Annotated in this window: 8 protein-coding genes; 6 read left to right on the forward strand and 2 right to left on the reverse strand. The window is 62.1% G+C overall.

Annotation, left to right across the window (positions count from 1 at the left end; all coding sequences use genetic code 11):
- Nucleotides 1–39: 39 nt before the first annotated feature.
- Nucleotides 40–3,717, reverse strand: a complete 3,678-nt coding sequence (locus EX00_RS19770) for a peptidoglycan-binding protein (RefSeq protein ID WP_047461591.1) — start codon at nucleotides 3,715–3,717, stop codon at nucleotides 40–42.
- A gap of 480 nt (nucleotides 3,718–4,197) precedes the next feature.
- Between EX00_RS19770 and EX00_RS19775 the strand changes: the two genes are divergently transcribed.
- From EX00_RS19775 to EX00_RS19785, 3 genes are read left to right on the forward strand one after another with little or no spacing between them, the layout of a single operon-like run.
- A complete protein-coding gene (locus EX00_RS19775) occupies nucleotides 4,198–5,994 on the forward strand; it encodes an acyl-CoA dehydrogenase C-terminal domain-containing protein (protein WP_047461594.1) in 1,797 nt (598 codons plus the stop codon).
- 36 nt (nucleotides 5,995–6,030) lie between these two features.
- The gene (locus EX00_RS19780; RefSeq protein WP_047461596.1) at nucleotides 6,031–7,239 is read left to right on the forward strand and encodes an acetyl-CoA C-acetyltransferase; all 1,209 of its coding nucleotides are present in this window, start codon (nucleotides 6,031–6,033) and stop codon (nucleotides 7,237–7,239) included.
- Between the two features lie 14 nt (nucleotides 7,240–7,253).
- Nucleotides 7,254–9,464, forward strand: a complete 2,211-nt coding sequence (locus EX00_RS19785; protein WP_047461600.1) for a 3-hydroxyacyl-CoA dehydrogenase NAD-binding domain-containing protein — start codon at nucleotides 7,254–7,256, stop codon at nucleotides 9,462–9,464.
- 71 nt (nucleotides 9,465–9,535) lie between these two features.
- On the opposite strand, the gene EX00_RS19790 is transcribed toward EX00_RS19785, so the two are convergent.
- The gene (locus EX00_RS19790) at nucleotides 9,536–10,747 is read right to left on the reverse strand and encodes an MFS transporter (RefSeq protein ID WP_047461603.1); all 1,212 of its coding nucleotides are present in this window, start codon (nucleotides 10,745–10,747) and stop codon (nucleotides 9,536–9,538) included.
- Between the two features lie 137 nt (nucleotides 10,748–10,884).
- Here EX00_RS19790 and EX00_RS19795 point away from each other — a divergent pair, with 137 nt between their 5' ends.
- The 3 genes from EX00_RS19795 (at nucleotide 10,885) to EX00_RS19805 (ending at nucleotide 13,439) form a co-directional block, all read left to right on the forward strand.
- On the forward strand, nucleotides 10,885–11,451 hold the full coding sequence (locus EX00_RS19795) for a TetR/AcrR family transcriptional regulator (protein ID WP_047461606.1): 567 nt from the start codon (nucleotides 10,885–10,887) through the stop codon (nucleotides 11,449–11,451).
- A 248-nt stretch (nucleotides 11,452–11,699) separates the two neighbouring features.
- Nucleotides 11,700–12,125 (forward strand): large conductance mechanosensitive channel protein MscL, encoded by a 426-nt coding sequence (gene mscL, locus EX00_RS19800; RefSeq protein WP_047461608.1) that lies wholly within the window; start codon nucleotides 11,700–11,702, stop codon nucleotides 12,123–12,125.
- 147 nt (nucleotides 12,126–12,272) lie between these two features.
- A complete protein-coding gene (locus tag EX00_RS19805; RefSeq protein ID WP_047461610.1) occupies nucleotides 12,273–13,439 on the forward strand; it encodes a pyridoxal phosphate-dependent aminotransferase in 1,167 nt (388 codons plus the stop codon).
- Nucleotides 13,440–13,669 lie beyond the last annotated feature (230 nt).

The following is a 13,669-nucleotide window of genomic DNA, read 5'->3' on the forward strand; positions in this document are numbered from 1 at the left end:
AGCCTGGAGCATCCCGCGCTCGGATGAGTGCGCGACGCTCTAGTTGTTGCGGGCCAGCAGTTCCTTGACGACCTTGTCGCTCACCCGGCCGTCCTGCGGCAGGCCGACCGATTTCTGGAAGCTCTTCAGCGCGGCAACCGTCTTCTCGCCCATGGAGCCATCAGGCGCACCGGCGTCGAAGCCGTTGTTGTTGAGGATCGCCTGGATGTTGCGGATGGCCTTTTTCATGTCGACCGAAGCGGTGTTGACGCCCTTGCCGGTCGTCCATTCCTCGGGGATGTTGGTGCCATTGGCCCCTGCGTCCATCGGTTGGGCTTTCCAGAGGTCAACCTTGGCGCGGGCGCCTTCAAGCGCGTCCGGCTTCATGGCGTTCGCCACTTCGTCGCGCTTCTGTGCTGCGTCCTTGTCACCACCCTTGGCGGCGATCGCGAACCATTTGTAGGATTCCTGCAGGTCCTGCGTCACGCCGTTTCCGCGTGCATAGAGGATGGCAAGGTTGAACTGGCTGTCGGAGATACCGAGATTGGCGGCCTTGATGAACCAGTTCGCCGCCGTCGGATAATCCTGCGGGCCTGCGGTACCTGACGCATCGAGGACGGCGAGGTTGTGCATGGCGCTGGCATTGCCCTGATTGGCGGCCTGCTCGTAATAGCTCTTGGCCTTGGCCAGATCGCGGTCGAGGCCGTTGCCCTTCTCGTACATGCTGGCAAGCCGGTACTGCGCCGGCGCGTAACCCTTGTCGGCGGCAAGCTGATACCAGCTCGCGGCTTGCTTGAGGTCGGCAGTCACGCCTCGGCCATCCGTGTAGCGCGCGCCGATCTCGAAGACAGCGACCGGATCACCGGACTTGGCAGCGGCGACCAGCGTCGGCGGCTGGATGCCTTCGGGCACGGTGATAGCGGCGGATGCGGGAGCTGCTGCGGCCGGGGCATCGGCGGGGACGAAGGCTGTGGTCTGCTGGATGGGTGCAGCACTGCCGGCCGGCGTCAGCGCCTCGCTGGTCTGGTTGCCGTCAAGCGGCGCTGCGGTGGTCAGGTGATCGCTCGCAGGCGCGACAGCCGGGGAGGGCTGTGCCGTTCCGGTGGTGCTGTCGGTTGAGGCTTGCGTCGCCGGTGCCTGGCTGGCCGGCGCGCTCGCTGTCGCCTGAGCGTTCGATGTCGGCGTTTGGGCGGCGTCGGTCGTCGAGGTGTGTACGGAGATCTCGGTCGGTGCCTTCTGGCCGCGCGTCAGCGTGTTGACCAGCGGGAAGGCCATGATGGCGAGCAGGGCGGCACCGACGGCAAGCAGGATCGGCCGGCGGAAGCGCGAGAATGTGCCGCGCTTCTTGTCGTCGCTCTTGGCGGCGGGAGCCGAACGCTGCGTCTGGTCCACTTCCATCGCGGCGGCCTGTGCTGCGCGACGGGCGGCGGCGATATAGTCCGCGCGTTCGTTTTCGCTCGGCTGCTTGGCATTGCCGCTGCGCGCCGCATTTTGGCTGGCGCGCACGCGCTCCAGGATCTTCTTGATATCGGGCGCGCCCGAGCCCGGCTCGATGAGTTCGTTCGCTTCTTCCGTCGGCATCATGTCGATCGGATCGATCGACGGCGCCGGCTCGATCACGGGCCGGTCGGGCGTGAAGATCGGTTCTGCCTTTTCGGGCGTGAAAAAGCGTTTGCCGAGGCTGGCGAGCAGACCGGGTTTCACGCCGTCTTTCTTCGCTGCAGCCTTGATCTCGGCCTTGGTCGCGGCGTCGATCGCCTGTGCGACCGCGGTCTCTCCGGATAGCTGGGACTCCGCCGGGGCGATAGTGCGGATGATCGGACCCGCCTGCTGCTGTGCAGCCAACGGCGGCTTTATCGGTGGTGCTTCGGCTTCTGCAAAAATGTCATTCTCGAAGCTGGCAACGGGCATGGGAGGCGCCGGCCGGCGATGTTCCATATGATCCAGCCGGTCGGCGATCTGGAGCAGAGTGTCGTGCAGCGCCTCGAAGGTGCGGTGCGTACGCTCGTCGCTGCTGCGGCTGAGGTCTTCGAGATGGCGAAGATCCTCGGCGAGCGCCGTCATCGCCGACATGTCGGAGGCATGTGCGCCGTTGCCGAAGTTGCCTTCGCGCGAATAGGCCTCGACGACCGCTTCCGCCGCGTGGCGGGCCGCCTCGATGACATATTCGTCATTGGTCGTCATGTAATCTTCGATGGCGCTCATGCGCCGGTCGAAATCGACAGGCAGATGGTCGGTGCCGGGGCGGGGTTCGTTCATCAGCAATGTCGAGAGATGGGCGATCTGCTCTTCGAGATGGCGCAGCGCCAGCGTATCGGTCGGCGGCGCGGCGGTGCTGACCTCCAGACGCGCGGCGATATCGGAGAGGCGGCCTTCCAGCCGGCGAACTGCACCGTCATCCAGCCCGGCCACGGACTGTACCGGATGGGACTCCATCTCGTCGATGCGTCGCGCCAGATAGTCCAGCCGTTCAGCCAGCACATGATCGACCGAACCGTGGTCGAGCGCATCGATCTTGCGCGAGATGTCGGCGAGGTAGTTGACGAGTTCCGGCTGCGGCACCGCTTTCTGCGAGCGCTCCATCAGGTGGGAGAGCTGGTCCAGGCGTTCTTCCAGCCGAGCGACGGTCTTGCTGTTGCCGAGGTCGTCGATGCGCATGGTCAGCGCTTCGAGGCGGTTGGAGAGATCGTCGGACGGCTGTTGGCGCGCGGTATCGCGGCTCATCGCGTCGATCTGGTCGGCGATGCCACCGATGCGGCCTTCGAGCCGCTGCATGGCCTGATCCTGCGGCTGCATCATGCCGCCGAGGCCTTCCATGGCGGTGGCGATCGTCAGCAGCTTGTTTTCCAGCGCCCGAACAGCGGGGCTGTCGCTCATGCTGCCGAGATGTTGCTTGATGTCATCGAGGCGATAGGCGAGCGACACCACTTCGTCCTGCAGGCCGGCGGTATCGATCGCCTGAACCTGGCGCTCGACGTGGTGCAGGGACTCTTCGCGGGCAAGTCCATCCATCAGCGAGCGCAGTTCGTCGAACTCCGCCTTCAGGCCGGTGGTCTCCGGCTGGCCCGGATGCACGGCCAGCTGGCTGATGCTGTCGGCAAGCCGTGCCATGTCCTCGCGTACATCGGCGGCGAAATGCTTGTCTTCGGTATTGTCACGGATGTCGCGGAGTTCCGCGCGGAGCGCGCTGACCTCGCGGGTAACGCTTTCGGCAATATCGCGCTTCAGGTCCTGGCGCAGGTTGACCAGTGCCTGGGCGATATCGACCGAGCTTTCGGCGGCGGGCCGCAGTGCCGAGGGCAGCGGCTGACGCGAAGCGGTGTTATCGGCGACGCGCCGGCCAAGCGGCGGCTCGGCTATGGCGCTGTCGTCACGGCGAGGATGCATGCGCTCGCGGCTCGCTTCCAGCACACGCTGCCTTTGGCGGATTTCGGCGAGAGGATCGGAGCGCAGTTCGGCTTCGGCGCGCTCCGGACGGAGAGGACGTTCATAGGGGCGGCTTGCATAGGTTTCGCGTTCGGCACGCGGCGCCCGCTCCGGGAGGGGTGCATGGTCCGGCATGGCGCGGCGTTCTGGCACTGCGCCATAGCCGCCCGCAACACGCTGGCGCGTATCCTGCGCGGCAGCCGTGCCCATCAGGCCCTCGATGCGTGCTTCCAGTCCTTCGATGGTGCGACTGAGCGCATCCAGCGACGTCCAGTCGCCCGTACCGGTAGGATTTGATCGCGATCCGCTCATCTTTTGCTCGCCTCGACCCTGCTTTGGGCCTTCTTGCTGTGCGGGAGGGCGACTTGGCGTTCTTAGCGCAAGACCGCATCCCACCGTTCGGAAAGGGATGATTTAGTAGGCTTTCCTCAGATCGAGCCACGAAACGGCGCTTCCCAGAACCATATTGATGAAGGAAGCGCGAAGCATCGCTGCTCATCCCGCACAATCTATGAAACGTGGTAAACAACCCGTTAAGTTTTGCCGGAATCTTAACCTTTTATTTCGGCCTTGTTATTGAATATGTTCATGTTCTTATAAATGTGACGGTGGCCAAACCGGACAAATCCTGCCTTTATTCCCGATGTTCCGGTATCGACCGTGGCTTCATTGCTCAGTTTAAAAAATCGCGCCGTCACTCAAATTTGACGTTTACGCAAACGTCAATATTTTGTAAGACTAGCTCAAAGGCCGGAATACGAGGTCCGGCACCGAATTGGAGGAATTCGAAAAATGCCAGTCTACAAGGCCCCAGTGACCGATACGCTCTTCGTCCTGAACGACGTACTTGGGCTGGAACGCTACAACAATCTGCCGGGCTTTGCCGAGGCCAGCCCAGACATGATCGAAGCGATCGTCGGCGAGGCGGCCAAGCTGGCCGAAGAGGTGCTTTTCCCGCTCAATTATTCCGGCGATCAGGAAGGCTGCGTGCGCCACGACGACGCCACGGTCTCGACGCCGAAGGGTTTCAAGCAAGGGTATCAGGCCTATTGCGAAGGCGGCTGGATCGGTCTTGCCGTGCCGGAAGAGTTCGGCGGCCAGGGGCTTCCCTATACGCTGCACGCCGCCGTCGGCGAATATACCTCCGCCGCCAACATGTCGCTGATGATGTATCCCGGCCTGACGCAGGGCGCGATCGCCGCGATCCTCGTGCATGGAACCGACGAGCAGAAGCGAACCTACCTGCCGAAGATGGTCGAGGGTACATGGTCTGGCACCATGAACCTCACCGAGCCGCATTGCGGCACCGATCTCGGCCTGCTGCGCACCAAGGCGGTGCCTCAAGGTGACGGCAGCTACAAGATTTCCGGCCAGAAGATCTTCATTTCCGCCGGCGAACACGACATGACCGGCAATATCGTCCATCTGGTGCTGGCTCGCATCGAAGGCGCGCCGGAAGGCACCAAGGGCATCTCGCTGTTCATCGTGCCGAAATTCATGGTGAAGGAAGATGGCTCGCTCGGCGCCCGCAACCCGGTCTCTTGCGGCGCGATCGAGCACAAGATGGGCATTCACGGCAACGCCACCTGCGTCATGAACTATGACGAGGCGACCGGCTTCCTCATCGGCGCCGAGAACAGGGGCCTTAACGCCATGTTCGTGATGATGAACGAAGCCCGCCTCGGCGTCGGCCTGCAAGGCTTGTCCATTGCGGAGATCGCCTACCAGAACGCCGCCGCCTATGCCCGCGACCGCATTCAGGGCCGCTCGCTCTCCGGCCCGAAGGCACCGGACAAGAAGGCCGATCCGATCATCGTCCATCCCGATATTCGCCGCACGCTGATGACCATCCGCGCCTTCAACGAGGCCGGCCGTGCCTTCCTGCTGTGGACGGCACTGAAGTCCGACATCGCTCATCGCTCTGAGGACGAGAAGGAGCGGCAGGCGGCCGACGATATCCTTGGTCTCGCAACGCCGATCCTCAAGGGCGTTCTGACCGACAAGGGCTTCGATCATGCCGTTATGGCGCAGCAGGTCTTCGGCGGCCATGGCTATATCGAAGAGCATGGCATGAGCCAGTATGTTCGCGATGCCCGCATCACCATGATCTATGAGGGTGCCAATGGCATCCAGGCGCTCGATCTCGTCGGCCGCAAGCTGGCGCTGAATGGCGGCCGCGCCGTCATGGCCCTGTTCAAGGAAATCGGCGACTTCTGCGAGGAGAACCGCAACGACGAGCAGCTGGGTTTCTTCACCAAGCACCTGAAAAAGGGCTTGAACGACGCCCAGGCCGCGACCATGTGGTTCATGCAGAACGCCATGGCCAAGCCCGACAATGCCGGTGCCGGCTCGACAGACTACATGCACCTCTTCGGCCTCGTTGTCCTCGGCTATATGTGGGCGAAGATGGCAAAGGCGGCGCAGGATGGCCTTGCAAGCGGCGATACCGCGCGCGAGGATTTTCTGAAGAACAAGCTTGTCACGGCGCGGTTCTACATGGAGCGCATCTTGCCGGAAACGGCACTGCGCAAGGCCCGCATCGAGGCTGGCGCCGACACGATGATGGAACTGGCGGCGGAAGCCTTCTGAACAGAACGGCGGCTTACCGCCGCAGGGAGATGAGACATGACTGAGGTTTTCATTTACGACCATGTTCGCACGCCGCGCGGGCGCGGCAAGAAGGATGGATCGCTGCACGAAGTGCCGTCCGTCCGTCTGGCCGCCAAGACGCTGGAGGCGATCCGCGATCGCAACGGGCTCGATACCGGAACGGTTGACGACATCATCATGGGTTGCGTCGATCCGGTCATGGAAGCCGGTGCCGTCATCCCGAGGAGCGCTGCCTTCGAAGCGGGCTACTCGACCAAGGCGCCCGGCATGCAGATCTCGCGCTTCTGCGCCTCCGGCCTCGATGCCGTGAATTTCGGCGCGGCGAAGATCGCGCAAGGGGCTGACGATATCGTCATCGCCGGTGGTGTCGAGAGCATGTCGCGCGTTGGTCTCGGCATGTCCGGCGGCGCCTGGTTCATGGATCCCTCGGTGAACTTTCCGGCCTATTTCATGCCGCAGGGCGTCTCCGCCGATCTGATCGCCACCAAATACGGCTTCTCCCGCGATGACGTCGACGCCTATGCGGTGGAGAGCCAGAAGCGGGCGGCCAATGCCTGGGAGAAGGGCTACTTCAAGAATTCCGTCGTGCCGGTGAAGGATATCAACGGCCTGACGATCCTCGACCGGGACGAGCATATGCGTCCCGGCACGGACATGCAGGCACTGGCCTCGCTCAACCCGTCCTTCCAGATGCCCGGCGAGATGGGCGGCTTCGAAGCCGTCGGCATCCAGGCGCATCCGGAAATCGAACGCATCAACTACGTCCATCACGCCGGCAATTCCTCGGGGATCGTCGATGGCGCTGCTGCCGTCTTGCTCGGCTCCAAGGCCGGTGGCGATAGCATGGGGCTGAAGCCGCGCGGCCGCATCAAGGCCTTCGCCAATATCGGCTCCGACCCGGCGTTGATGCTGACCGGCCCGGTCGACGTCACCGAGAAGCTGTTGAAGCGCACCGGCATGTCGCTGGCCGATATCGATCTGTTCGAGCTCAACGAAGCCTTCGCCGCCGTCGTGCTGCGCTACATGCAGGCTTTCGAGATTCCGCATGACAAGATCAACGTCAACGGCGGCGCCATCGCCATGGGCCATCCGCTGGGTGCCACCGGCGCGATGATCCTCGGCACGGTGCTGGACGAGCTCGAACGCCGCGATCTGAACGTGGCGCTGGTCACGCTCTGCATCGGCGCCGGCATGGGCACGGCCACGATCGTCGAACGCGTCTGAGGGAGGAGAAAGCAATGGCTTACACAAATTTCACCATCGAGACCGACGCAGACGGCATCGCGCTCGTCACCTGGGACATGCCCGGCAAGTCGATGAACGTCTTCACCGCCGAGGTGATGGACGAGCTGAATGCCATCATCGACGCGACCGTTGCCGATGCGGCGGTCAAGGGCGTGGTCTTTACCTCCGGCAAGTCTTCTTTTTCCGGCGGCGCTGATCTCTCAATGATCAAGTCGATGTTCTCCTTCTATCAGGATGAGAAGGCGAAGGAGCCGGCCGGTGCCGCGCAGAAGCTGTTCGATCTTGTCGGCCGCATGACCGGCCTGTTCCGCAAGTTGGAAACTTGCGGCAAGCCGTGGGTCTCGGCCATCAACGGCACCTGCATGGGCGGCGCGTTTGAGCTGTCGCTCGCCTGCCACGGCCGCGTCGCCTCGAGCGCCAAAAGCGTCAAGATCGCGCTGCCCGAGGTCAAGGTCGGCATCTTCCCCGGCGCCGGCGGCACGCAGCGTGTGTCGCGGCTGACCGACGCGCAATCGGCCCTGCAGATGATGACCACCGGCCAGTCGCTGACGGCGGTGCGCGCCAAGGCGATGAACCTGGTACATCAGGTGGTCGAGCCGGATCAGCTGATCCCGGCCGCCAAGCAGATGATCAAGGACGGGCTGAAGCCTGTGGCGCCCTGGGACGAAAAGGGCTTCAAGGCGCCCGGCGGCGGCATCTGGACACCGGTTGCCGCGCAGCTCTGGCCGGCGGCTCCAGCCATCCTGCGCCGCGAGACATCGGGCAATTACCCGGCGGCACTCGCCATTCTCAAATGCGTCTATGAGGGCCTGCAGGTGCCCTTCGACACCGGCCTCAAGATCGAGCAGCGCTATTTCACCCAGGTGCTGCAGACCACCGAAGCCTATTCGATGATCCGCTCGCTGTTCATCTCCATGCAGGAACTCGGCAAGGGCGCCCGCCGCCCGGCCGGACAGCCGAAGACGGTGCTGAAGAAAGTCGGCGTCGTCGGCGCTGGCTTCATGGGTGCCTCCATCGCCTATGTCACCGCCGCCGCCGGTATCCCGGTCACGCTGATCGACCGCGATATGGAAGCAGCGGAGAAGGGCAAGAGCGTCGGCGAAGGTCTGGTGAAGGATGCAATAGGTAAGGGAAGACTGACGCAGGAAGACGGCGCGGCGCTGCTTGCCCGCATCACGCCGTCTGCCAGCTACGCCGATCTCAGCGATGCCGATCTCGTCATCGAAGCGGTGTTTGAGGATCGCGACGTCAAGAAGGCGGTCATCGAAGCGGTCGAAGCCGTGCTGCCGGCCGGGGCCATCTTTGCCTCCAACACCTCGACGCTGCCGATCTCCGGCCTTGCGAAGAACTCCAAGCGTCCGGCTGATTTCATCGGCGTCCATTTCTTCTCGCCGGTCGAGAAGATGATGCTGACCGAAGTCATCCTCGGCAAGGAAACGGGCGACCGTGCCCTGGCTGTTGCGCTGGATTACGTTGCCGCCATCAAGAAGACGCCGATCGTCGTCAACGATACCCGCGGCTTCTTCGTCAACCGCTGCGTCTTCCGCTATATCCATGAAGCCTATGACATGCTGATCGAAGGTGTGCCCGCGACCATGATCGAAAACGCCGCCAAGATGGCAGGCATGCCGGTCGGCCCGCTGGCGCTCAACGACGAAGTCGCCATCGACCTGTCGCTGAAGATCCTCAAGGCGACCGTCGCCGATCTCGGCGAGAAAGCCGTCGACCCGCGTCACATGCAGCTGGTCAGCGGTCTGGTGGAGGGCGAGGGGCGCCTGGGCCGGAAGAACTCCAAGGGCTTCTACGACTATCCGCCGAAGCCGGCTAAGAAGTCGCTATGGCCGGGCCTGAAGGACCTCTATCCGCAGAAGAAGGCGGATGAGATCGACGTCAACGTGTTGAAGCAGCGTTTCCTCGCCACCATCGCGCTGGAAGCCGCCCGCACCATGGAGGAAGGAATCGTCACCGATCCGCGCGAAGCTGATGTTGGCTCCATCCTCGGCTTCGGTTTCGCCCCTTATACCGGCGGCGCGCTCTCCTACATCGATGGCATGGGCGTCAAGGCCTTCGTAAATCTCTGCGAAACGCTGGCCAAAGCCTACGGTCCGCATTTCACGCCGACAGCGCTGCTCAAGGATATGGCAGGCAAGGGCGAGACGTTTTACGGACGGTTTGACCCGTATGGCGTGAAGACGGCGGCCTGATGGTCGATTTCTCCAGGGCATAATAACGGGCCGTTCCTGTCGGGGACGGCCCTTTTTATTTGCCCGGCAACCTATGCTGAAGTCGCCATCTTCTCCCACCCCGCTCTCAAGGCCAGTACGCCGCTGCCGACCAGCAGCAGGATGCCGACCGCGTAGATGTCGGTGGTTTCCGTATACCCCACGGCCTTTGATAGAAACCCGGCCAGGATGGCGGGGAGGCTGAAGGCGAGGTAGCTCTGGATATAGTAGGCCGAGAGCAGGCCGGCGCGTTCGTCGGGCTTGGCGAGCGGCATGATGCTGCGCACGGCGGCGACGAAATTGGTGCCAAGGCCGGCGCCGGCGATCAGCGTGCCGACGATAAGAATCGGCACTTGAGCTGTATGCACGCCGGCAACGATGGTGAGAATGCCGAGCGTCATGGTGGGTATCCCGAACGTCAGCGACGTTGCTGCAGGTTTTTTGCGCAGCAAGAATACAGTCGTTGCAGCGCTGATCGTCAGTGCGGCAACCACTGAGCCACCGACGAGGGGCGCGGTGCTGCCTGTCGTGGTACTCACCAGTGATGGGATTAGCGAGAGATAAAAGCCGGCCAGGGCCCAGACGGCGATATTGATCGGCGTTAGCGCCAGCAGCGTCCGGCGAGCTTGAGGTGGTATGGTCACGTCGGGCTTGAGCGAGGCGAGAAGGCCGGCCCTGCGGCGGGTCGTTTCCGGTATCATCCAGATCAGGGCGGCCTGCACAACAAGAAGGACGAGCACGATGGCATAGACGAGGAACATCGGTGCGGGTGCATATTGCACCAGGGCACTGGTGCCGAGCGCACCAATCGCCATGCCCGCCAGCGGCGCGATGCTATTGGTGACCGAGCCCTTGGCTGGATCGAGATCGACGAGGGCGGCGCCGATGGAGCTTGCGGCAGCACCCGTGGCGAGGCCTTGCACGACGCGCGCGGCAATCAGCCAATTCGGCCCGTCGGCCATTAAAAACAGCACCATCGCCACCATATTGAGGAGGAGCGAGGCGAAGATCACCGGCCGGCGCCCGAGGTGATCGGAGATCGAGCCGACGATCAGCAATGCGGCGAGGAGAGCAAAGGCATAGACGGCGAAGATCACCGTGATCAGCACCGGCGAAAAGGCGAAGGCCTGCTGATAGATGCGGTAGAGCGGCGTCGGCGCGGAGGAGGCGGCAAAGAAGGTAGCGCTGGTGGCGGCATAAAAGAGCGGTGCTAACCGTCTGCCGAGCGGGTTCTGCGAATTGGCGGTGGATTCGATCGTGGTCATCGACTATATCCTGCCTTAAAGCTAAAAAGTTGCGTTAGGTACATGTAGTGTTTTGTGCAGCTAAAAACAAATAATTTGCGTTAGTGGAGTGTCTTTTTGTACGCCACCGGCAGCAAAGGGAAAGATTGGCATAGATCATGGGTTCCAGGGAAAATCCGCGCCCCGGCGGGCGCAGCGCCAGGGTTCAGGCCGCGGTGCACCAAGCGGTTCGCGATATGCTGGCCACGATGGACCGTGCAGAGGTGACGATCCCGCTGATTGCGCAACGCGCCAATGTGACGCCATCGACGATTTATCGCCGCTGGGGCGATCTGCAGGAGCTTCTGGCCGACGTCGCCGCCTCGCGCCTGCAGCCAGAGACGGAACCGGCGGAGATCGGTAGCGTTCGCATGGACCTGCAGGCATGGGCTGAGCAATATGCCGACGAAATGTCCTCCGGCGCTGGGCGTGAGATGATCCGCGATATCCTCTCCGTACCCGACACGGCCAATGCGGAAAAGTGCAGCGGTTATACGCAGCAGCAATTGCGCGTCCTCATCGCCCGGGCGCAGAAGCGGGGCGAGCCATTTCCGACGCTTACCGAACTGATGGATTACGTCATCTCGCCGATCATGTACCGCATCCTCTTCGAGCAGCCGCCGAGCTGCGATTGTGTTCGCGGGCTGATCTCGCGGGTGATGCCGGAAGGTGCGGCGAAATCCTGAAACAGCGCCCGGCGCTAGCCGAATCACCCCGAAACGCGACGACGCGTTTCCTCAGCTTAATTGCGTTACCCGCAACTGACGAACAAGCAACCTGGCGATCACACTTAAAAATTGCTTAAATTGAACAATTTCCATGGGATATACGGACGCGCGTTAAGTATCGCGCCATTTCGCTATTGAAAAATAATACAAAAGATGATGCTAATAGTTGCCGATGAATTCAACGGCAACGCGAAGGGGACTAGTCAATGCTTAATGAATTCAAGGCATTTATCGCCAAAGGCAATGTCATGGATCTCGCGGTCGGCGTGATCATCGGCGGTGCTTTCGGTGGCATCGTAAAATCATTGGTCGACGATATCATCATGCCGATCGTCGGCGCTATTTTCGGCGGCTTCGATTTCTCGAATTACTTCGTTGGCCTCTCCTCCGCCGTCAATGCACCGACGCTGGCCGGGGCTCGTGCGCAAGGCGCGGTTCTTGCCTATGGTAGCTTCATCACCGTTCTCATCAACTTCCTGATCCTCGCCTGGATTATCTTCCTGATGGTCAAGGGCGTGAACGCGCTGCGCAGCCAGGTCGAGCGCAAGAACGAAACGGTCGCCGAGGCAGCACCGCCGCCGGCCGATGTTCAGCTGCTCACCGAAATCCGCGATCTTCTCGCCAAGCGCTAAGACGTTTTTCGCAGCTCAGTTTTCTAAGCCTCGGCCTCGCAAGGGCCGGGGCTTTTCATTCATCACGGAAATCGATCGGTCGCTAAGGCAAAGTCATGGGATTTGTCCGGCGTTCTGCTTTATGAAAGCGAAAACCGGAGATTTTGCATGTCGATCTTGAATAGCCTCAGCCCGCGCGCGCTCGCCGCACCCGAAAGTGGGATCGTGGAAGTCGTGAATTATGCCCGTGGCCGCGACGGCCTGCTGCCGCTCTGGGTCGGCGAGGGCGATTTGCCGACGCCGGATTTCATCAATCGCGCCGCCATGGCCTCGCTCAACGCCGGCGAAACCTTCTACACTTGGCAACGCGGTATTCCGGAGCTGCGTCAGGCGCTGTCCGATTATTACGCCCGGCATTTCGACGTCTCCCTGCCGATGGAGCATTTTTATGTCACCGGCTCCGGCATGCAGGCGATCCAGCTCTCGGTGCAGGCGATCACCTCGCCCGGCGATGAGATGATCTACCTGTCGCCTGCCTGGCCGAATATCGCGGCCGCGCTTGAGATCGCCGGCGCCCGCTCGGTCGGCGTGCCGCTGCAATTCGAGAATGGTAAGTGGACGCTTGATCTCGAGCGGCTGAAGGCGGCGATCACGCCAAGGACCAAGGGTCTGTTCATCAATACGCCGTCGAACCCGACCGGCTGGACGGCGACGCACAAGGACCTTTCCGATATCCTGGCGCTTGCCCGTGAGCACGGTCTCTGGATCATGGCCGACGAGATCTACGCGCTTTACTATTATGCCGGTGGCCGAGCGCCCTCCTTCCTCGACGTCAAGGAAGCCGACGACAAGATCATGTTCGTCAATTCCTTCTCGAAGAACTGGTCGATGACCGGCTGGCGCGTCGGCTGGATCGTGGCGCCCGCCGAAATTGGCCAGGTAATGGAAAACCTCGTGCAATACTCGACGTCGGGCGTGGCGCAGTTCATGCAGAAGGGTGCGGTCGCAGCATTGAACGAGGGCGATGATTTCGTCCGTTCCAACATCGCCAAGGCCACTCGCTCGCGCGACATCCTCTGCGATGCGCTGCTCGCCACCAACCGCATCCAGACGCTGAAGCCGGATGGAGCGCTCTATTCCTTTCTGAAGATCGACGGCGTCACCGACAGCCGCAAGACAGCCCTCGATATCGTCGACAAGACCGGCGTTGGCCTCGCGCCGGGAACAGCCTTCGGCCAGGGCGGCGAACTCTTCCTGCGCGCCTGCTTCCTGCGCGATCCGGCACAGGTGACCGATGCCGCGGAGCGGTTGAGCCGGTATGTTTTGAGTTTGTGACGGCAAGGTTTGGCCCGACGATGAAGGAGGTTCTTGGCGGGAGGGAAGCTCCGAATATGCCGGACCTCCGCCACCCCCTCTGTCACTTCGTGACATCTCCCCCACAGGGGTGGAGATTAATAACTCGCAGCACTCCATCGTACCAAACCGACATCCCATCTGCTGAGACTGAGTTAATGGCTTTTGCAGAAACGAGCGGCATACTCCCAACGATCTCCACCCTTGTGGGG

This window comes from Martinezella rhizogenes (assembly GCF_000799715.1).
In the GTDB taxonomy this organism is placed as follows: Bacteria; Pseudomonadota; Alphaproteobacteria; order Rhizobiales; family Rhizobiaceae; genus Rhizobium; species Rhizobium rhizogenes_C.